We start from the raw sequence: 20,874 nt of genomic DNA, 5'->3' as shown, positions 1-20,874 counted from the left end.
CGGGGTGGTGGTGCGTCACGAGCACGATGTCGTGAACGAGCCGGGATCCGTGTAGGACGTGCCGTCGGCGTCCACCGTCGTCGTCACGCGGACCGCGTCGGCGTCCGACGGGACCGTGCTCGTGCGGGTGTAGCGGACGCCGTCCGGCCCCTCGGTGGTCCACGACGACGCGATCGGCACGCCGAGGACGTCGAGGGTGACCAGGCGGAACTCCACCGTCGTGGCGCTCACGGAGGCGTCGGGCCCGTTGACGGGGTCGCTCACGGACAGCGGCTGCCCCACCGCGCAGACCGCGCCCGCGGCGCGCGTCGCGACCGGGGTGGCGGACGTCGGCGACGACTCGGTGCCGCACTCCGCCCGCGAGGCCCCCACGCGACAGGCGCGGAAGGCGACCGACAGCGTGTTCCCGCTGGGCGAGTCGGTCGCGAGGAACCGGTCGGCGGGCACGTCGGTCCAGGGTCCCGAGCCGACCCGGTACTGGAACCGGTCGACGAGTCCCGTCGCCGCGAGGCCCTCGGCCCGCAGGTCGAAGTTCCCGAACTGGTCGGAGCGCTCCACCGTCACCGAGCCCGAGGCCTGCCCGGGCGGCTTCACGGCCTCGACGCTGGCGCTCCCGCTCGCGCAGAAGTAGCCGTTGCGGACCACGACGACGTACGACCAGGTGCCGTCGGGAGGGGTGTCCGTCACGCTGGTGCGTCCCTCCTCGATCGGGAGGGGCGTGCCCGTGGCCGAGCAGCCGCTCGCCCCGGCGCCCGGGGGCTGCCGCCACACGCTGTAGGTCGCCGAGGTGCCGCCCGCGAGGTCGGCGGGTGCCTGCCACGACACCGTCACGCTGTTCCCGCTCGCCTCGGCGCGGACGGACGTCGGAGCGCTCGGCGTGCCGACCGCGCGCGCCGACACCGTGCTGCTCCGGGCCCAGTCGGCGTCGCTGCTCACCTGGGCACGGTTGCGGGCCGAGATCGTGACGCCGTAGACCTGGTCGGCAGCGAGGCCGGTCAGGGTCACCGAGGTGGCCGACGTCGACTGGGCCGCCGCTCCGGCGCGCTCGACGACGTACCCCGTGACCGCGGTGCCCCGCGTCGGCTTCGGCACGGCGTTCCACGACACGTCGAGCGCCCCCGGGGTCGACCGCGACGGGGTGACGGAGACGCCGGTCGGCGCCGCCGGGACGAAGTCGGCGCTGTAGGAGTCGCTGAGCGCGCTCGCGGGAGAGTCCCCGACCGCGTTGGTCGCGACGACCGCGAACTGGTACGTCTGCTCCGGGGCGAGGTCGGTCAGCGTGCAGACCGTGGAGAGGCCGCAGTCCTTCGAGTACGGCGAGCCCCCGCTGCCGGTGCCGACGAGGCGGAAGCGGGTGATCGGGGAGTTGTTCGCCTGCGGAGCCGCGTAGCTCAGCGTCAGCTCCCCGCCGCGGAAGGACCCGCTGCGGGTCGGGGCCGCCGGCTGCGCCGGGACGTCCTGGACGGAGATCGTGACGTTGCCCCACACCTGCCGCTCGGGGTCGCCGGTGACGTCCGCCACCCGGTACTGCAGGTTCGCGTCGCCGGGGGCGGCTCCGGCGCCGACGGCGACCGCGAGGGTCCTGTTGTCGGCGCTCGGCGTGACCGACACGCCCGCCGGCAGGCCGCCTCCCCCCAGGCCCCTGATGTCGACGACGCGGAGCGGCTGCCCGGGGAAGGGGTTGGTCGCCTGGTCGTTCGCGAGCACGTCGATGCTCGCCGTGCTGCCCCGTCGGACCGCCTGGGTGTCGGCGACGGGCTGCGCCAAGGGGCGGCTCGACCCCACGACGGCGAGCTGGACCGCGCCCGACTGGCCGGTCGAGACGGAGTCGCGGACGGAGACGGGCAGCGTCCGGGAGGTGCCCTTGGGGGTGCCGGCGTCGGCCGTGACCGTCATGCGCTGCCCCGACACGTCGACGGTGAACCCGGCGGCGGCCTCGGGGCGGGCCTCGAAGCGCAGCTCGGCGAGGGCGTCGGGGTAGGGGTACGTCGTGAGGCGCGTCAGGTCGAGCGTCCGCGACTCGCCGGGCTCGAGGGCGATCGAGGTGCCGGTGAAGGTGGGCGGCTGGTTCTCACGCGGCGTGACCGTGACCGGGAGCACGAGCGTCGCGGTCCGCCCCTCGGGGTCGTCCGCGGACGTGCCGTCGGTGACCTCGAACGAGAGGGAGGCAGCCCCGAAGTAGAGGTCGGCCGACGTGTACGCCAGCGTGGTCGGGTCGACGACGAGGTCGTCCCCGTTCGCGTGGGTGGCCCGCACGGCGCCCGGGTTCGTCAGGCGGACGGCCTTGCCGCCGGCCGCGATGACGTACCGGCTGAGGTCGACGACGACGCGCTCGCCGCTGACGACCGTCACGGGCCGTGCTCGCTTGTCGAGCTGCGGCAGGGCGTCGTCGAAGCCGGGGACGCGGATGAACGCCGTCGCCCGGACGCCCGCGTCGTCGGGGTGGGTGACGAAGAAGGGGATGATCTGCGCGCGGTCGGTCAGGGTGACGCGGACGCGCCGGTCGGAGGTGACCACGGACGTGCCGTCGTAGCCGGGCTCGATGCCGAGGCCCAGCTCGGAGACGGGGCCGTCGGCGAAGAAGACGTTGGCGAGGACGGCCACGTCGACGGACTCCCGGCCGCTGATGTCGGCGAGGTCGAGCACCGTGTCGGACGCCGTGGGGCGGTTGAGCGGCGCGTCGGCGTCGACGGTGACCGTGACGAAGCTCGAGCTGGAGCCGCCCTGCGCGTTCTCGACCGTGTAGACGAGGCCGTACGACCCCTCGGCCCGGGGCGGCGTCACCTCGACGAGGGAGCCGTCCACGACCTCGGCGGTCGTGGCCTCGTCGGAGGCCTGCACCTGGGTCACGGTGAGGGCTCCCCCGTCGGGGTCGGAGTCGTTCTCGAGCACCCGGACCGTCACGGTGCCGCCGGGCCGCATCGTCACCACGTCCGCGACGGCGACCGGGTTCCGCGAGCCGTCGGCGCGGGCCGCGATGCCGATCCGCAGCTTGCCCGTCGCCCGGGCGCCCAGGCCGTCGACGACGGTGTAGGTGAACTCGTCCGTGCCCGCCGCCGAGGCGTTGGCCTGGTACTGGACGTAGTCGGCCCCGACCTCCGTCACGTTGCCCTTCTCGGGGCTGGTGCCGATGCCCAGCAGGCTGACGCTGTCGCCGTCGGGGTCGACGTCGGCGAGGGGCACGCTGACCCGCACGGTCTGCCCCGCGACCACCCGGGCCGTCACGGTCTGCGGGACGGGGGCGTTGTTGGTGGAGGCGTCCGCCTCGCGCACCGAGATCGAGACCTGGGCGGAGTCGATCTGCCCGTCGCTCCCCCGCACGGCGTACACCGCGGTGACGTTGCCCGGCGTGGCCGGCGCGAGGTACCGCAGCTTCGTGGCCGACGTGAACAGGAGCCCGCCGTCGGCCGGGACGCCCCTGACCAGGTCCGCGACCAGGGTGAGGTCGTCGCCGTCGGGCTGCTCGTCGTTCGCCAGGACGTCGATGTCGATGGCGTCGCCCACGCGGACGGTGACCTGGTCGTCGGTCGCCACGGGGGGCTGCGTCTGCTGGCGTCGGGGTATCTCGACGACCGTGACCGTGCCCTCGGCCGTCGCCAGGCCGTTCGACACCGTGTACGTCAGGCCGACGGGACCCTCGAGCGGAGCGGCCAGCGTGATGCGCAGGTAGCGCTGCTCGAGGGTCTCGACCCGGACGCCGGTGCTGAGGGGCACCTCGGAGGTGCCGGTCACCATGAGGACGTTGCCCGCGGGGTCGAGATCGGTCGCGACGACGTCGAGGGTCTGCGCGCTGAGCGTCTCGACGAAGACCGTCTTGGGCGTCGTGACCGGAGGGGTGGAGGGGTCGGGAGGCGACTGGACGTCGATCCGGACGACGCCCGTCGCGGTCTGGTCGCCGTCCGTGACGGTGTACTCGAGGTTGTGCGTGCGGACCTCGTCGCTGACGAACCGGAACGTGCCGGCGTCGTAGCTCGGGGTCACGGTCGACCCCGCCTTGGCCGGCACGCTGTTCAGCCTGATCTCGCCGGAGCCCCCGCGGGCGTAGTCCAGGGGGCGGACGGTGATCTGGCGACCCGCGTAGGCCTGCACCGTGAACGAGTCGGCCCGGAGGGTCGCCGCCCCGCCGACCGTGATGACGAGCTGCCCGCGGCCCTCGGCCTGGCCGTCGCTCACCGCGAGGGAGAGGTCGACGGTGTCCGCGCCCGCCCCCGGGTCCTGGTAGACCACGTCGCCGGACGGCTTGTACGAGACCCCGTCGGCACCCGACGCGGAGGTGAGGTAGAACGCATCGCCGTCCGGGTCGACCCAGTCGCCGAGGACGGCGGTCGAGACGCGCCCGGCCGACGACACCGACGCCGTGGAGCGGCGGACCTGGGTCGGCGGGCCGTTCTCGCCCCCCTGCCGGATCGTGACCGTCGCCACCGCGGAGTCCGTGCCGCCGCGGCCGTCGCTCACCGTGTAGTCGACGAGCACCGTCCCGACCGCGTCGTCGGCGAGGGTCAGCAGCACCTGCTGGCGGTCGTTGACGAGGTCGAGGCGCCCCACGGCGGGGTCGATCTCGCCGACGCCCTCGACGACGAGCGGGTCGCCGTTGGGGTCGTAGTCGTTGAGCAGCACGGGCAGCGTGCTCGCCCGCCCGGGCCTGGCGCCGAGGGCGTCGTCGACGGCCACGGGGGCCTTCTGGTCGGGGTCGAGCTCCGGAGGCTCGTCGGTCGAGTCGTTCTCCTGCTGTTCCTCCTGCTGCTCCTCGTCGAGCAGCTCGTCCCAGTTGTCGATGACGGAACCGTCGCCCTGCACCGCCCAGCTCCGTCCGCCGACCGGGTCGTTCAGCACCACGTGCTCGCCGTGGACCGCCAGGACGAGACCGGACGTGGCCGGCACGCCGTCGAGCTCGAGGAGACCGCCACGGGCGCCGGAGCAGTCGCTCCAGGCAGACCCTCCCGCCCAGGCCGCGTACGTGCAGCCCGCGACGACGACGGGCCGGGCGGGCGCTCCCGCCTGCCCGGTCACGACCTCCTCCGGCTCGCCGCCGGAGAAGGGGACCCTGAGGAGCGACGACGACGTGGCGACCAGCACGCCGTCGCCGTCGTCGGCCGCCTGCTGCAGCGCGAGCCCGCCTTCCGCGTCGGTGCCGAGGTCGACCAGGGCGCCGTCGACGACGAGCTCGCCCGTCGCGAGGTCGAGGACGGCGGAGCGGCCGCCGACGCTGGTCACCTGGAAGGGGCCGTCGCCCGTCAGCGTGGTGGTGGCCGTCGACGAGACGACGAGGTCGTCGGGCGAGTCGATGCGCGTCACCACCGCGGTCTCCGCGGAGAAGACCGTGGTGACACCGGCGGGGCTGACGCTCGTGACGACGTCGGCGCCCAGGCTGAGGTCGGCGTCGACGTCGCTGCTGAACGACGCCAGGGAGTCGAGGGGCTGGCTCCAGAGCTCGCCCGTGCCCTGCGAGACGATCAGTGCCCGGTCGCCCGCGATGGCGACCTCGGGCGACTCGGGAGGCAGCGGCACGGTGTCGCCCAGGGTCGCCGTGGCGGGGTCGACGACCCCCACCGTCGCGGCCGTCCGGTCGACGAGCAGGACGTCCTGGCCCGACTGGGCGATCGCGAGGTCCGTCCCCGTGGTGCGGACCGCCGCGTTCAGCTCGCGGACGTCGGCGTTCGCGCGGCCGACGGCCGACCGGGCGCCGTTGGCCACCCACACGGTCCCGTCGTCGAGGTCGAGGCGCTGCGCCTCGTACCCGGTGCTGACGACCGCCACGCCCGCCACGACGGCTGCGATCAGCACCGAGCTCAGGCCGGTGGCCACGGCGGAGCGCCGCCGTGACGCCCAGGAGAGGAGCCGGCTCACGGCGTGCGCCCCACCGTCGCGCACGTCTCGGCGCTCGGCTCGCCGCTCCGGCCGCCTCGGTTGACGCTCACGGTGACGCAGACCTCAGCGTCGGGGTCGGAGGGGCTCGCGACGAAGCGGCCGACGGTCTGCTGGCTGGAGTCGTCACCGGTCGTGATGACGTAGGAGTCCCCGGGCCGGCGGCCCGGGTCGCTCCACGAGAAGACGACGGACGTGCCGTCGCCGGAGGTCGAGATGCCCGTGACGCGCGGTATCTCGGTGGAGGTGGCCCGCACGAGCACGAGGGTCGCCGTGGCCCCCAGCGCGATGACGACCACCCCGGCGGCGACGAGCAGCCAGACGAGGGCGAGGACGCGCCGGTCTCGGCGCGCCGGCCGCGTGCCCGTGCTGCGGAGCAGGGCGCGGCTCTGACCCGGCCCCGCAGGGCTCCGCGCGCCGACGCCGGCCCGGGGCCCGTGGACGGCCGCCGCCTGTGCCTCCGTGACCTGACGCCGACGCCGACGCCGACGCCGCGTCGCGACGACCGGCGACGCGCCGCGGAGGCGCGTCTTCTCCTCCAGGTCGGTCACCGTGGCGAGGGCCCAGTCGTCGACGGCGACCTCGATCGGCGTCTGGCCCACCCCGACCTCCGACTCGACCTGCTGCAGCTCACGGAGGAGCTCGAGCACGCTCGACTGGCGCTGCTCGGGGCGGCGCGACATGGAGCGGGCCAGGATGCGCTCGAGGCTCGGGGGCACGTCGGTGCGGCCCGTCGGGACGAGCTTGGCCTTGTCGATCCGGCCGATGAGCTCGGACGCCCCGTTCTTGTCGCTCCCGAGGATCTCGAAGGGACTGCGACCCGCCAGCAGCGAGTAGACGGTGGCGCCCAGCGACCAGACCTCCGACTCGACGGTGCCGGCCGTCTCGTCGAGGAGGACCTCGGGCGCCGACCACGGGATCGACATGCCGACGACCTCCTGCGGCTCGCTCTCGCTGAGGGAGGCGGCGATGCCGAAGTCGGACAGCACCGGGTGGCCGTAGGCGGTCATGAGGATGTTCGACGGCTTGATGTCGCGGTGGAGCACCCCGGCCCGGTGCGCGGTCTCCACGGCGGAGCCGATCGCGACGCCGATGCGCAGCACGTCCGCGACGGGGATCCTGTCACGCCGGTAGCGCTCGCTCAGCGACGACGAGCACAGCTCCATCACGAGGTACGGGCGTCCGTCGGCCGAGACGCTCGCCTGGTAGACGGTGAGGATGGACGGGTGCGAGCTCAGCTGCGCCATGAGGTTGGCCTCGGCCTGGAACATCTGCCGCACCTGGTCGTTGACGACCTCGCTCAGCATCACCTTGACGGCCACCTGGCGCCGGGGCATGTTCTGCTCGTAGAGGAAGACGTCGGCGAAGCCTCCGGAGCCGAGCACGTGCACCGACGAGAAGCCCGGCAGGACGGGCGGTGTGGACGGCAGTCGTCGTGCCACGTCGCCTCCCGCCCCGCGCCGTCGGCGCGATCTGCCTCGATCACGTCGACGCCCCGTCGACCGGATCGATTCTAGGTCGGCGCCCCGAGGCGCCGGGTCGACGAGAGCGTTCGGGGGACAACGTCGGTCCCCCCATTTCGGGGGAGGGTTCGGCGCCCGTGGGGCGTCAGCGAGGGACGGTGGTCTCGTCCGGCTCGGCGTCGCCTGCCGGCGACGTGCCCCGCACGACGACGACGACGGCCGTCACGTTGTCGCGGCCGCCCGCGGCCACCGCCTGCTCGACGAGGTCCGCCGCCGCCCCGGAGGCGCCGTCGGCCGCCCCGAGGGTCGTCGCGATCGCCCGGGCGTCGAGCTCCTTCGTGAGCCCGTCGGAGCAGACGAGGAGGCGCTGGCCGGGCCTCAGGGGCACGCGCCAGTAGTCGGGTCGGGGCTCCACGTCGAAGCCCACCGCACGCGTGATGACGTTGCTGTCGGGGTGCGACTCGGCGTCGTCGGGGTGCAGCATGCCAGCGTCGACCATCTCCTGGACGACCGAGTGGTCGACGGTGACCTGGCGCAGCACGCCGGCGTCGAGGAGGTAGACGCGGGAGTCGCCGACGTTGAAGACCGTGAACGACGGCTCGTCGTCGTCGAGCGACAAGAACGCCCCGGTCACGGTCGTGCCGACGCCGAGCTCGGTGTCGGCGGCCGCGACCGCGATCTCCTCCGTGGCGCGCAGGAGGGCCTCCTCGACCGCGTCGGTCGTGAGGAAGGGCGCCGTCGCCGCCTCGTGCAGCCGTCGCACCACGGCGTCGCTGGCGACGTCGCCGGCGCTGTGCCCGCCCATGCCGTCCGCGACGACGAAGAGGGGGGCCTCCGCGACGTAGCTGTCCTCGTTGTGGGCGCGTCGGCGGCCCACGTCGGTCACGCCCGCCCAGTCGAGGGTCAGGGTGGACCCCTCGAGGGCGAGGTGGTGGTCTGTCACGGGGCTGCCGAGCTCTGTCACGGGAGGGGATCTTCCTGGAGGGGGATGCGCTGAGGCGGGAGGACCTCGAGGAGGACGCCGTCGCCGAGGTCCACTATGGTCCCTGCGAGGGCCACGACCGACTCGCCCTGCCGGAGTCGCACGGGAACACGGCCTGGCATCACCACCACCGTGCCGTTCGTCGACCGCAGGTCGGTCACGACGACCACGTCGCCCTGCTGGTCGAACGACACGTGCGACGCCGAGACCTCGCCGCACGCCGAGGGCACCGTGACGAGCTGTGGCTCGGCTCCCCTGACCACCCGGGGAGCGGCCGGCCGCCGACCCACGAGGAGCGGTCGGTCGAGCCAGTGCACCGCGGTCCCCACGCGGACGCCGTGGCGCCGGCGGGCAGGTCGGACGGGCGCGGTGCCCGCCCGGTCACCGCCCGGTCGAGCGCCCCGGGGCCGCACGACGGTGTCGTCGAGGTCGCGGGGCACGGCCCGCCCGGGCGGCCGCACGAGCGGCGTGACCACGGTGTCGTCGTCGCGGGACGGATCGTCGTGGTCCATGTCGCTCCGCTCGTCGAGGTCAGCCGTGTCGTGACCGACAGGCCGGGAGGCGCGGGCCGGGGCCCCGGGACGCCGTCGCTCCAGGCTATCGGCCCGGCAGACCTGCTCCGGCGGTGGCGACGGGGGCAGGTCGCCGACAGTCGGCCCGAGCAGCGAGACGGCGAGTTCTCCACAGGGCACGCCGGCGGCGCCGCCCCGAGGCCCCCGTTCTCCTAGGGTCTCGTCATGAGAACCCTGGCCCTCGTCCCGCCCCCGCCGCCGGGCAGCGGCGCCGACGTCGCCCCGGAGGGCTCCGGCTTCGTCCGGCTCGACTCCCCCGTGGGGCGCATCGAGATCCACAGCCGTGGCTTCGCGGTCGAGCGCGTCGCGGTGGAGTCGGAGGGGCGCCTCCCCCACGACGGGCTCGACGAGCGGCCCGACGCCCTCCTCGTCGCGGCACGGACCCAGGTCCGCGACTACTTCCTCGGCGTGCGCCGGTGGTTCGACCTGCCGCTCCGCCTCACGGGGTCGTCGTTCCAGCGCTCGGTCTGGTCCGCGCTGGCGACGGTGGAGTGGGGCCGGACGACGACGTACGGCCGGCTCGGCGAGACGATCGGCAGCCCTCAGGCCGGCCGAGCCGTCGGCGGCGCCGTGCGCGCGAATCCGCTCCCGATCCTCGTGCCGTGCCACCGGGTCCTGGGCCGCACGGGAGGGCTCACCGGCTACACGGTCGGGGCCGGCGTCGAGACGAAGCGCTGGCTCCTCCAGCACGAGGGCATCGTCCACCGGGAGGGCCCGGTCGCCGTCCCGTGACCCCTGCGGCGCCCGGGCCCCTGGGCGGAGGTCCCCCGCGGGAGGAGCAGACGACGCAGGCGGGCGTCAGCCCACCGGTGTCAGGACGGACTCCGAGACCAGCGCGGTCTCCCCCGCCCTCGCCCCAGGCTCCAGCACGATGCCGCGGCCTCCCGCCCACTCGACGAGGTCGTCGAGGGTCTCCAGCGAGGGCCTGTCGTCCAGGAGCGCCCGCACGAGGAGCCCCTTGGACTTCTTGTTGAAGTGGTTCAGCGCCCTGCGCGCGCCGTCGGCGCCGGAGACGACACGCAGGTACGTCGACCGGTCGGCCGGCGCGGCGCCGAGGCCGACGTAGCCCTCGGAGCGGAGGTCGACCACGACGTCGTCGACCTCCGCGAGGCTCTGCGAAACGGCTGCCCGCCAGGTGGCCTTGAGGCTCGCCCCCGGCAGGCGCGAGTCGTGCGACAGACGGTACGCCGGGACGAGGTCGGTCGCGGAGACGAGACCGAGGAGGGCCGAGTGCACGACGAGGTGCCGCCCCGCCCAGGCCCATTCGTCGACGCTGAGGCCGGAGGCGCGGACGGGATCGAAGAGGACTCCCGTGTACCTCGCCAGGGCCGGCAGCACGGGCGCGGTCGGCAGTGCTCGGTTCCTGTCCACCTCAGAGCGCAGCCGCGGCCCGATCTTGAGGGCGGCGAGGGACGCCTCGACGTCGTGCGAGAGGACGGCGAGCCGTGACAGCACGTCCTCGCGCTGAGCGCGCAGCGACGGGAAGGCGAGCGCGTCGAGATCGACCCCGGACGCACCGCTGCCCCCGTCGACTTTCGTCTCGGACGGGGGCAGCAGGAACAGCACGGTGGAACGGGAGGGAGGAGACGGGTCAGGCCAGCTGCGCGTTGCGCGCGACCACGGTGACCGTGTCGTTCTCGACGGAGAGGAACCCGTCGTCCGCGGTCGCCTCGACGGTGGTGCCGTCGGCCTGGCGGACGCGGACCCGGCCCGTGGCCAGGATGGCGAGGAGAGGCTCGTGACCCGGCAGGATCCCGATCTCACCCTCGGAGGTGCGGGCGACGACGGAGCTCGCCTCGCCCGACCAGACTTCCTGGTCGGCCGAGACGACGCTCACGGTGAGAGCAGCCACGATCAGCCGTTCTCCTTCTGGATCTGAGCCCACTTCTCTTCGACGTCGGAGATGGAGCCGACGTTGAAGAAGGCCTGCGTCGCGACGTGGTCGAACTCGCCGTCGGCGATCGCCGTGAACGACTCGATGGTGTCCTTCAGGGGGACGGTCGAGCCCTCGACGCCGGTGAACTTCTTCGCCATGTAGGTGTTCTGCGAGAGGAACTGCTGGATGCGACGAGCACGGGCGACCGTGATCTTGTCCTCCTCGGAGAGCTCGTCGACACCGAGGATGGCGATGATCTCCTGGAGTTCCTTGTTCTTCTGCAGGATGGCCTTGACGCGGATGGCCGTGTTGTAGTGCGCCTCGCCCAGGTACCGGGGGTCGAGGATGCGGCTCGTCGAGGTCAGCGGGTCGATCGCGGGGTAGAGGCCCTGCGACGCGATCTCACGCGACAGCTCGGTCGTCGCGTCCAGGTGCGCGAACGTCGTCGCCGGGGCGGGGTCGGTGTAGTCGTCGGCAGGCACGTAGATCGCCTGCAGCGACGTGATCGAGTGACCACGGGTCGACGTGATGCGCTCCTGGAGGATGCCCATCTCGTCGGCCAGGTTCGGCTGGTACCCCACCGCGGAGGGCATGCGGCCGAGGAGGGTCGACACCTCGGAGCCGGCCTGCGTGAAGCGGAAGATGTTGTCGATGAAGAGCAGGACGTCCTGCTTCTGCACGTCGCGGAAGTACTCCGCCATCGTCAGCGCCGACAGGGCCACGCGGAGGCGCGTTCCCGGCGGCTCGTCCATCTGGCCGAAGACGAGGGCGGTCTTGTCGAACACCCCGGCCTCGTCCATCTCGCCGATGAGGTCGTTGCCCTCACGGGTGCGCTCGCCGACACCGGCGAACACGGACACTCCACCGTGGTCCTGCGCGACGCGCTGGATCATCTCCTGGATGAGGACGGTCTTGCCGACGCCCGCACCGCCGAACAGGCCGATCTTGCCGCCCTGCACGTAGGGAGTGAGGAGGTCGATCGACTTGATGCCGGTCTCGAACAGCTGGGTCTTCGACTCGAGCTGGTCGAACTGCGGGGGCTTGCGGTGGATCGGCCAGCGCTCGGTGATCTCCACCTTCTGGTCGCCCTCGAGGTTCAGGATGTCACCGGTGACGCTGAACACCTTGCCCTTGGTCACGTCGCCGACGGGGACCGTGATGGGCCCGCCGGTGTCGGTGACCTCCTGGCCACGGACGAGACCGTCGGTGGGCTTGAGGGCGATGGCGCGGACGAGGTCGTCGCCGAGGTGCTGCGCGACCTCGAGGGTCAGCTCGCTCGTGCTCTCGCCGATGGTGATCGTCGTGTGCAGGGCGTTGTAGATGCCAGGGATGGCGTCGTGGGGGAACTCGATGTCGACGACGGGGCCCGTGACCCGGGCGATTCGCCCGACGCCGGGAGCCGACTCGGTCGCGACCGGCGCGGTTGCGGTGTCAGTCATGGCTTCTCTCTCTTCGGATGGTGAAACTGGGGTGCAGATCTACTTGGCCGAGCTGAGGGCGTCGGCGCCGCCCACGATCTCGGAGATCTGCTGCGTGATCTCCGCCTGGCGAGCGTTGTTCGCGAGGCGGGTGAAGTCGCGGATGAGGGTGTCGGCGTTGTCGCTGGCAGCCTTCATGGCCTTCTGGCGTGCGGCGTGCTCCGAGGCGGCCGACTGCAGCATCGCGTTGAAGATGCGGCTCTCGATGTACACCGGGAGGAGCGAGTCGAGCACCTCGACGGGGTCGGGCTCGAAGTCGTAGAGAGGCAGCACCTCGCCCTCGGCGGGCTCCTCGATGCCCTCCACCACCTCGAGAGGGAGCAGACGGACGACCTCGGGAACCTGGCTGACCATGTTCACGAAGCGGTTGTAGACGATGTGGATCTCGTCGACGCCGCCCTCGGCGGCCTCGGTGAGGAACTTCGACACGACCGCGTCGCCGATCTCCTTCGCCGTGGCGAACTCGGGCTGGTCGGTGTTGCCCGTCCAGATCTGCTCCGAGTCACGCTTGCGGAACGCGAAGTAGTTCTGCGCCTTGCGCCCGACGAGGTAGAAGACGACGTCCTTCCCCTGGCTGCGGAGCAGCTGCGACAGCTGCTCCGCCTCCTTCAGCGTGTTGGAGCTGAAGGCGCCGTTGAGCCCGCGGTCGGACGTGAAGACCACGACCGCGGCCCGCTCGATCGTCGCCGGCTCGGTGGTGAGGATGTGGTCGACGTCCGAGAACGTCGCCACGGCCGACACCGCCCGCGTGATGGCACGCGAGTACGGCCCCGAGGCCTTCATCCGCGCCTGCGCCTTCTGGATGCGCGAGGCGGAGATGAGCTCCATGGCGCGGGTGACCTTCTTGGTCGTCTGCGCGGAGCGGATCCTCTGGCGGTAGACCCGTAGTTGGGCTCCCATGACTCTCCTGTTGTCTCGTCAGTCGTGATCGTCGGTCGGGCGCGTCAGCGCTTGGCCTTGACGATCTTCTCCTGGTTGACGTCGTCGGCGTCGGTGGCGCTGAACTCCTCGCGGCCGACGGAGGCCAGCGGCTTGCCCTCGCCCGTCTGGAACTCCTGCTTGAAGGCGTCGATCGACGAGTCGAGCGTCGACACGATGTCGTCGGACAGCACGTTCTTCTCGCGCAGGTCCGAGAGCACCGAGGTGTTGCGACCCAGGTAGTCGAGGAGCTCGCGCTCGAAGCGGAGGATGTCGGGGACGGGCACCTCGTCGAGCTTGCCGTTGGTGCCGGCCCAGATCGCGACGACCTGGTCCTCGACCGGGTAGGGCGAGTACTGGGGCTGCTTGAGGAGCTCGGTCAGGCGGGCTCCACGAGCGAGCTGACGACGGCTCGCGGCGTCGAGGTCGGACGCGAACATCGCGAAGGCCTCGAGCGACCGGTACTGCGCCAGCTCGAGCTTGAGCGTGCCGGAGACCTTCTTGATCGACTTGACCTGTGCGTCACCGCCGACTCGCGACACCGAGATGCCGACGTCGACAGCAGGACGCTGGTTCGCGTTGAACAGGTCGGACTGCAGGAAGATCTGGCCGTCGGTGATCGAGATCACGTTCGTCGGGATGTAGGCCGAGACGTCGTTGGCCTTCGTCTCGATGATGGGGAGACCCGTCATCGACCCGGCGCCCAGCTCGTCGGACAGCTTCGCGCAGCGCTCGAGCAGACGCGAGTGCAGGTAGAAGACGTCGCCGGGGTAGGCCTCGCGGCCCGGCGGGCGGCGCAGGAGGAGCGAGACGGCACGGTAGGCCTCAGCCTGCTTCGACAGGTCGTCGAAGATGATGAGGACGTGCTTGCCGCCGTACATCCAGTGCTGGCCGATGGCCGAACCGGTGTAGGGGGCGAGGTACTTGAAGCCAGCCGGGTCCGAGGCGGGAGCGGCGACGATCGTCGTGTACTCCATGGCTCCGGCCTCTTCGAGCGCACCCTTGACGGAGGCGATCGTCGAGCCCTTCTGGCCGATGGCGACGTAGATGCAGCGGACCTGCTTCGTGGTGTCGCCGGACTCCCAGTTGGCCTTCTGGTTGATGATCGTGTCGATCGCGATGGCCGTCTTGCCGGTCTGGCGGTCACCGATGATGAGCTGACGCTGGCCGCGGCCGACGGGGATCATCGCGTCGATGGCCTTGATGCCGGTCTGCATGGGCTCGTGGACCGACTTGCGCTGCATGACGCCGGGCGCCTGCAGCTCGAGGGCACGACGCCCCTCGGTCGCGATCTCGCCGAGGCCGTCGATCGGTGCGCCGAGCGGGTCGACGACGCGACCCAGGTAGCCGTCGCCGACGGGGACGGAGAGGACCTCACCCGTGCGGGTGACCTCCATGCCCTCGACGATGCCCGAGAACTCGCCGAGCACGATGGCGCCGATCTCGTCCTCGTCGAGGTTCTGCGCGAGGCCCTGCGTGCCGTCCGCGAAGCGGATGAGCTCGTTGGCCATCACGCCGGGCAGGCCCTGCACGTGAGCGATGCCGTCAGCGGCGTCGGTGACGTAGCCGACCTCCGTGGTCGAGGCCTTCGACGGGTCGTACGACGAGACGAAGTCCTTCAGCGCGTCGCGAATCTCATCGGGGCTGATCTTGATGTCTGCCATTGTGATTCCTATTCGTAGCGAGGCTTCGGGAGGCCTCGAGTCTGTGTGTGGGAGCGTGCCTAGCCGGCGAGCTGGAGGCGGAGCAGGCTGAGCTTGGTGGCGACGGTCCCGTCGATGACCTCGTCACCGATCTGCACGCGCAGACCGCCGATGACGGCGGGGTCGATGACCTGGTTGATGCGGAGGTCGCGGCCGAACTGCTGCGAGAGGCCCCGTTCGAGCCGCTCTGCGTGGGCGGCGTCGAGCGGCTTCGCCGTCGTCACCGTGGCCACGAGCTGCCCGGACTGGTCGGCGACGATGTCGGCCGCCGTGCGGACGAGCTCGCCGATGCGGCGGCCTCGCGGCTGGCGGACGAGGTGGGTGACGATCGCCAGGGTCTGCGCGCTCGCCTTGCCCTCGAGGAGCCGACGGACGAGGCCCGCCTTCGCCTCGGGGTCGCTCAGCTTCGTGCCGATCGCGAGCTCGAGCCGAGCGTCGGACGACACCGCGGCGTCGAACCCGAAGAGCTCGTTCTCGATGCTGCTGTCGGACGGCGCGCTCGAGGCGACGACCCGGAACCCGAGCTCCTCGATGCCGGCGAGCAGGTCGTCGGACGACGACCAGCGGCTGCCGACCACCGAGAGGAGCAGAGCACGGGCAGGCTCCGTGAAGGAGCCGAAGAGTCGGTCGACGAGCTGCTTCTTGACGGCGGCGTCGACGGCCGGGTCGGCGAAGTAGGCCTGCAGCTGCACGGACCCGCCGATGACCCGACCGGCGTCGAGCAGCTGCTCGCCCGTGGCCAGGTCGGCCGAGTCGCCGAGGTCGGTCAGGACCGACCGCGCCGAGCTGAGGGCCTCTCTGGACATGGAACCCATCGTCAGTTGCCCGCCTTCGCGTTCTGGTCGGCCTCGAGGTCAGCCAGGAAGCGGTCGACGACGGCCGACGCGCGAGCGTCGTCGTTCAGCGACTCACCGATGACGCCCGACGCGAGGTCGATCGCGAGCGAGCCCACCTCGGCACGGAGCGAGGCGACTGCTGCCGCGCGCTCGGCCTCGATCTGGACGTGGGCGTTCGCGGTGACGCGGTCGGCCTCGGCCTGGGCCTGCTGCTTGAGGTCGGCGAGGATCTCGGCTCCCTCGGCGCGCGCGGCCTCCCGGATGCGCGCAGCCTCGGCGCGAGCGTCGGCGAGCTGCTTCTTGTACTCGCCGAGCGCCTGCGCGGCCTCGGCCTGGGCGGCCTCGGCGTGCTTGATGCCGCCCTCGATGCGCTCAGCGCGCTCGTCGAGGATCTTGCGGAACCTCGGGATGGCGAAGATCCCGAAGAACGCCGCGATGACCACGAAGACGACGGCAGACCACAGGACGTCGTAAACAGCGGGGAAGAAGACGGCTGCCCCTTCGGGTGCCCCTTCTGCCGCGAGGATCGTCTCGATCATCGGTGTGTCGTCCTAACTGATCAGGAGAAGATGAAGCCGGCGGCGAGGCCGATGAAGCCCAGCAGCTCGGTGAATGCGATGCCCAGGAACATGGTGACCTGGAGACGGCCGGCGAGCTCGGGCTGGCGAGCCATGGCCTCGACGGTCTTGCCCGCGACGATGCCGATACCGATGCCGGGGCCGATCGCAGCGAGGCCGTAGCCGACGGTCGCGATGTTGCCGTTGATCTCAGCGAGGATCGTGGTGGTGTCCACTGTGTGTTTCCTTCCGGTTGGGCGAGCTTCGTCGGGTGACGGAACTCGTCGTACTTAGTGTTCTTTCGCCGCGGCCTGTTGGATGTAGACCGAGGCGAGGAGTGTGAAGACGTAGGCCTGCAGCACGGCGACGGCCATCTCGACGATGGTCATCACGAAGCCGCCGACCAAGGTCAGGGCGCCGAAGGCGATGAACCCGCCGCTCATGCTGAAGAAGAAGAAGTGCGTCGCCGCGAAGCAGAGCACGAGCAGGAGGTGGCCGACCATCATGTTCAGCAGCAGTCGCAGCGCCAGCGAGATGGGCCGGACGATGAAGATGTTGATGAACTCGATGGGCGTCAGGAGGATGTACATCGGCCACGGGACCCCGGGCGGGAAGAGGGCGTTCCGGAAGAACGTGCCCGTGCCCGCTTCGCGGATGCCGGCGTAGATGAACATCACGTAGGCCACGACGGCCAGCATGAGCGGCATCGCGACCACGGAGGTGCCCGCGATGTTGAGGCCGGGGACGATGCCGGTGATGTTCATGGCGAAGATGCCGAAGAACATGGCCGCCAGCAGCGGGAGGTACTTCCGACCCAGCTTCTCGCCGAGGATCTCCTCGACGATCTGGATGCGGACGAAGTCGAGGCCCAGCTCGGCGATGCTCTGCCCGCGGGACGGGATGAGCCGCCCCTTGCGCAGGGCCAGCCAGAACAGCAGCAGCATGACGGCGATCGCGAAGAGGCGGACCAGCATGATGCGGTTCAGCTCGAAGGGCGTGCCTTCGAAGAAGATGGCGGAAGGGAAGAACTCGTCAAGAGTCGGGGCGTGGAATCCCCCGTCTCCGTGGCCGGCGTCGGCAGCGGAGAGCAGGTTCACAGCGTTCGCTATCAGCGCTATCTCCTGTGTCGGGGCGAGCACCCTGAAGTGTCGCGACGATTGGTGGGGTTGTCATCCGAACCCGCAGAGAATCGCGGCCGGGGAACGGAGATCACCCTATCAAGGTAACCCTCAGGACAGCGAATCGACGGGGGTTCTTTCGCGCTGTGCATGCTTGTGCGTGCAGCGCGGACGCTCAGGGGCCTCGAGACGACCGTCAGCGGTGCGACGGCCTAACGATCGACGGGCGCCTCGGGCAGCGTGACGTCGCTCACGTGGGGCAGCCGACCCCGGACGACGACCAGGGCGTCGATGACGAGGGTCCCCACGATGGACACGACGAGCGCCAGGAAGAGCACGACGTCGTCGACGAAGGGCTGGTCGCGGACGAGCACGAGCAGGACGACGAACACGACGATCTTGAGGAGCCAGGCTCCCATGACGATCCCGAAGAAGGCCGCGAGGCGGAAGCGGATGGCGATCAGCATGCTCCCCGCCGTGATGCCGGCGAAGACGATCGCCAGGGCGACCCCGACGAGCGCGCTCCAGAGCCCGTCCGAGCCGGCCGTGAGCCAGCCCACCCCTCCGCCGACGACGGCGATCGCGAGGGCCAGGAGCCCGGTGTACGTCAGGATCTTGGTGAAGATCGATCGGGCGTTCATCAGTGGTCCTTCGGGGGTGGTGGCGACGCGACGTCGACCGGGTCGGCCGCGTCGAGGTGGTCGAGGCCCCCGGCGGCCTGGTCGAGCGGATCGAAGCGATCCGACCGGGACGTCGCGAGATCGGCCGGGCGAGCTGACTGGACGGCCACCTCGACTTTCTTGCGACGGCTGAGGGGGGCGAGCGTGAGGGCGGCGCAGGCCACCAGCCCGACGACCAGGAAGGCGACGACCAGAGAGGTCGGCTTGACGAAGAGGAACATCAGGCAGCCGACCGAGACGACCAGCGTCCAGGCGTAGAAGATCAGGACGGCGTGGAAGTGCGAGTGGCCCATGTCGAGGAGGCGGTGGTGCAGGTGCTTGCGGTCGGCCGTGAAGGGCGACTTGCCGGCGCTGACCCGACGGAGCACCGCGAGGCCGAAGTCGAGCAGCGGCACGATGAGCACGGCGAACGGCAGCAGGATCGGGATGAAGGCGGGCAGCAGGGCGCTGCGGGAGATGGTCGCCGGGTCGATCTGCCCCGTCACGGAGATGGCGCTCGTGGCCATGAGCAACCCGGTCAGGAGGGCGCCCGCGTCGCCCATGAACAAGCGGGCGGGGTGCCAGTTGAACGGCAGGAACCCGAGGCACGCCCCGGTCAGGACGGCCGTGAGGAGAGCGGAGAGGTTGAAGTACTCCGTCTGGCCGATGGTCAGCGAGATGGCGAAGCTGTACGCGAAGAAGACGACGTTCGCGATGATCGTCACGCCCGCGACCAGACCGTCGAGGCCGTCGATGAAGTTCACCGCGTTCATCACGAGCACGACCGCGAGGATGGTGAGGATCAGCGACATGAAGGGCGAGCCCACGGCCAGGCTGCTGCCGATCGGGAGGGAGAGCAGCTGGACGCCCTGCCACGCGAGGACGCCTGCGGCGATGATCTGGCCGGCGAGCTTGGTCATCCAGTCGAGGTCGTAGAGGTCGTCGACCACGCCGATGACCACGATGATCGTGGCGGCCCCGATGATGGCGAGCGGGGGCCCCGGGTCGGCGAAGACGAGACGGAAGTAGTCGATGCCGGAGATCAGGGGGAAGACGAACCACGCCGCCAGGAGAGCCAGGACCACGCCCGCCCACATGGCGATGCCGCCGAGGCGGGGCGTGGGCGTGCGGTGCACGTCCCGGTCACGGATGGCCGGGTAGAGCTTGAAGCGCAGGCCGAGCCGCCAGACGACGAACGAGAGGACGAAGCTGACCCCCGCCGCGATCGCGAAGGCCAGCAGGTAGTACCTCACGCGACGGCGGCGTCGCCCACGACGCGTCTGATCTCGGAGTCGGGCAGGACGCCGTGGCGCACGATGCGGAGCACGCCGTCGGCCGCCCCGGTCGCGTCGACGATCGTCGAGCCGGTGTTCGCGCCCGGGCGACGTTCGTAGCTCTCCCCCACCGGCCCGGCGTCGAGGTAGACGGCCACCCGGTCGGCCAGCATGGCGCGGGCATCGTCGACGGTTGCGGCCGCGGGCTGGCCCGTGAGGTTCGCGCTCGAGACCGCCAGGGGGCCGGTCTCCTCCAGCAGCTCGAGGGCCATGGGGTGGCTCGGCATGCGCAGGGCGACGGTGCCCCGGGTCTCGCCGAGGTCCCAGCTCAGCGACGGCTGGGCCCGGAAGATGACGGTCAGCGGCCCGGGCCAGAACTCGTCGAGCAGGGGCCGCACCAGGTCGGGCACCGACTCGGTCAGCGCGGCGAGGGTGTCGAGACCCTTCACCAGCACGGGCGGAGGCGACTGCCGGCCCCGGCCCTTGGCGTCGAGCAGCGCCTGCACGGCGGAGGAGTCGAAGGCGTCGGCCGCGAGCCCGTACACGGTGTCGGTGGGCATGACCACGAGCTCGCCGCGACCGATCGCGCCACGGGCGGCGCGCATGCCGGTGAGCAGCTCGGTGGCGACGGAGAGGTCGTAGGAGGAGGTCATGACGAGACGATGATAGTGCGACCGACCTGGTGGCCGGGTCAGCGCACCGCCGTCGTCGACCGGTCTCGGCCGGTGAGGTCGGGCTGGGTCTCGGGGCTCCGCCAGCCGTCGGCGTCGAGGATCCCGCGGATCGCCGCGCCCTGCTGCTCCCCGTGCTCGACGACGAGGGCGCCCCCCGGGTGCAGCAGGCGACGGGCCGTCAGCGAGAGCGCCCGGACCAGGACGAGGCCGTCCTCCCCGCCGTAGAGCGCCGTGCTCGGGTCGTGCAGCCGGACCTCGGGGTCGCGCGGGACCATCCCGAGCGGGATGTACGGCGGGTTGCTCACGACGACGGAGACCCGACCGTCCAACTCGGGCAGCGCGTCCGTCATGTCGCCCAGAACGAGCGTGACGTTCGAGGCGCCGACCGAGTCGATGTTGCGCCGCGTCCAGGCTGCGGCCTCCGGCGAGATCTCGACGGCCCAGACGCGGCTGTGCGGCACCTCGGTCGCCAGGGCCAGCGCGAGTGCACCGCTGCCGGTGCCGAGGTCGACGGCCAGGGGCTCCGCCGACGGCGCCGCGCGCAGCGCGTCGACGGCGAGCTGGGCGACACCCTCCGTCTCGGGCCGGGGCACGAAGACGCCCGGGCCGACCTGCAGGGCCAGCGACCTGAACCAGGCCGTGCCGGTGATGTGCTGCAGGGGCTCGCGGGAGGCGCGGCGCGACACGAGCGCGACCAGCGACTCCACCTGCTCCCGGGTCACGGGCGACCGGGTGACGGCTCGCGCGAGGAGCACGCCGCGCTCGACCCCCGTGGCGTGCGCGAGGAGGCGCTCGGCGTCGACCGACGGGGTCGGGACGTCGGCCGACGACAGCACGGCCGTCGCCGCCGCGAGGGCGGCGTCGACCGTGCCGACGCCGGAGAAGGCGTCGGCCACGGC

18 protein-coding genes are annotated in these 20,874 nt (G+C 71.6%); 1 reads left to right on the top strand and 17 read right to left on the bottom strand.

The features are described from left to right. Window positions 1-15 precede the first annotated feature (15 nt). From IFT45_RS06330 to IFT45_RS06315, 4 genes are all read right to left on the bottom strand, one after another. Window positions 16-5,847: an Ig-like domain-containing protein gene (locus IFT45_RS06330; protein WP_192127229.1), complete on the bottom strand. Its 5,832-nt coding sequence runs from the start codon at window positions 5,845-5,847 to the stop codon at window positions 16-18. Beyond that, the gene (locus IFT45_RS06325) at window positions 5,844-7,307 is read right to left on the bottom strand and encodes a protein kinase (protein ID WP_192127228.1); all 1,464 of its coding nucleotides are present in this window, start codon (window positions 7,305-7,307) and stop codon (window positions 5,844-5,846) included. Before IFT45_RS06325 ends, IFT45_RS06330 begins: the two co-directional genes overlap by 4 nt. Window positions 7,308-7,473: 166 nt before the next feature. Beyond that, complete coding sequence (locus tag IFT45_RS06320; protein ID WP_056053975.1) at window positions 7,474-8,292, bottom strand: PP2C family serine/threonine-protein phosphatase; 819 nt, start codon at window positions 8,290-8,292, stop codon at window positions 7,474-7,476. Continuing rightward, entirely contained in the window at window positions 8,289-8,822 is a 534-nt protein-coding gene (locus tag IFT45_RS06315; RefSeq protein WP_192045572.1) for an FHA domain-containing protein, read from the bottom strand. Before IFT45_RS06315 ends, IFT45_RS06320 begins: the two co-directional genes overlap by 4 nt. A 225-nt stretch (window positions 8,823-9,047) precedes the next feature. Between IFT45_RS06315 and IFT45_RS06310 the strand changes: the two genes are divergently transcribed. Then, complete coding sequence (locus tag IFT45_RS06310; protein WP_082514314.1) at window positions 9,048-9,614, top strand: methylated-DNA--[protein]-cysteine S-methyltransferase; 567 nt, start codon at window positions 9,048-9,050, stop codon at window positions 9,612-9,614. Between the two features lie 66 nt (window positions 9,615-9,680). On the opposite strand, the gene IFT45_RS06305 is transcribed toward IFT45_RS06310, so the two are convergent. The 13 genes from IFT45_RS06305 to prmC all read right to left on the bottom strand — a co-directional run bounded on the left by IFT45_RS06305 (window position 9,681) and on the right by prmC (window position 20,871). After that, window positions 9,681-10,448 carry a peroxide stress protein YaaA gene (locus IFT45_RS06305; protein WP_192127226.1) on the bottom strand — a complete coding sequence of 256 codons (768 nt, stop codon included), beginning with the start codon at window positions 10,446-10,448 and terminating at the stop codon, window positions 9,681-9,683. 25 nt (window positions 10,449-10,473) lie between these two features. Next, window positions 10,474-10,734, bottom strand: a complete 261-nt coding sequence (locus tag IFT45_RS06300; protein WP_167258956.1) for a F0F1 ATP synthase subunit epsilon — start codon at window positions 10,732-10,734, stop codon at window positions 10,474-10,476. A 2-nt stretch (window positions 10,735-10,736) separates the two neighbouring features. Further along, on the bottom strand, window positions 10,737-12,197 hold the full coding sequence (gene atpD / locus IFT45_RS06295) for a F0F1 ATP synthase subunit beta (protein WP_056053962.1): 1,461 nt from the start codon (window positions 12,195-12,197) through the stop codon (window positions 10,737-10,739). Window positions 12,198-12,236: 39 nt separating this feature from the next. Then, window positions 12,237-13,136, bottom strand: coding sequence for a F0F1 ATP synthase subunit gamma (locus tag IFT45_RS06290; protein WP_056053959.1), 900 nt, complete (start codon window positions 13,134-13,136; stop codon window positions 12,237-12,239). Window positions 13,137-13,180: 44 nt separating this feature from the next. After that, entirely contained in the window at window positions 13,181-14,818 is a 1,638-nt protein-coding gene (gene atpA, locus IFT45_RS06285) for a F0F1 ATP synthase subunit alpha (RefSeq protein WP_056053956.1), read from the bottom strand. A 59-nt stretch (window positions 14,819-14,877) separates the two neighbouring features. After that, entirely contained in the window at window positions 14,878-15,672 is a 795-nt protein-coding gene (locus IFT45_RS06280) for a F0F1 ATP synthase subunit delta (protein ID WP_185232248.1), read from the bottom strand. Between the two features lie 2 nt (window positions 15,673-15,674). Beyond that, window positions 15,675-16,232: a F0F1 ATP synthase subunit B gene (locus tag IFT45_RS06275; protein WP_056053950.1), complete on the bottom strand. Its 558-nt coding sequence runs from the start codon at window positions 16,230-16,232 to the stop codon at window positions 15,675-15,677. Window positions 16,233-16,252: 20 nt separating this feature from the next. Then, window positions 16,253-16,486 (bottom strand): ATP synthase F0 subunit C, encoded by a 234-nt coding sequence (atpE, locus tag IFT45_RS06270; protein ID WP_043594505.1) that lies wholly within the window; start codon window positions 16,484-16,486, stop codon window positions 16,253-16,255. Window positions 16,487-16,540: 54 nt separating this feature from the next. Further along, window positions 16,541-17,347: a F0F1 ATP synthase subunit A gene (gene atpB / locus IFT45_RS06265; RefSeq protein ID WP_056053948.1), complete on the bottom strand. Its 807-nt coding sequence runs from the start codon at window positions 17,345-17,347 to the stop codon at window positions 16,541-16,543. Window positions 17,348-17,580: 233 nt separating this feature from the next. Continuing rightward, window positions 17,581-18,009 (bottom strand): hypothetical protein, encoded by a 429-nt coding sequence (locus IFT45_RS06260; RefSeq protein ID WP_056053945.1) that lies wholly within the window; start codon window positions 18,007-18,009, stop codon window positions 17,581-17,583. Further along, window positions 18,009-19,280, bottom strand: a complete 1,272-nt coding sequence (locus IFT45_RS06255; protein ID WP_056053940.1) for an MraY family glycosyltransferase — start codon at window positions 19,278-19,280, stop codon at window positions 18,009-18,011. Before IFT45_RS06255 ends, IFT45_RS06260 begins: the two co-directional genes overlap by 1 nt. Beyond that, a complete protein-coding gene (locus IFT45_RS06250; protein WP_056053936.1) occupies window positions 19,277-19,954 on the bottom strand; it encodes an L-threonylcarbamoyladenylate synthase in 678 nt (225 codons plus the stop codon). Before IFT45_RS06250 ends, IFT45_RS06255 begins: the two co-directional genes overlap by 4 nt. A 38-nt stretch (window positions 19,955-19,992) precedes the next feature. Then, window positions 19,993-20,871, bottom strand: coding sequence for a peptide chain release factor N(5)-glutamine methyltransferase (prmC, locus tag IFT45_RS17055; protein ID WP_192127418.1), 879 nt, complete (start codon window positions 20,869-20,871; stop codon window positions 19,993-19,995). Window positions 20,872-20,874 lie beyond the last annotated feature (3 nt).

The organism is Frigoribacterium sp. CFBP 13707, from assembly GCF_014842245.1.
In the GTDB taxonomy this organism is placed as follows: domain Bacteria; phylum Actinomycetota; class Actinomycetes; order Actinomycetales; family Microbacteriaceae; genus Frigoribacterium; species Frigoribacterium endophyticum.
The sequence above is the reverse complement of the archived record's forward strand: the minus strand, read 5'-3'. Positions and strand labels throughout refer to the sequence as shown.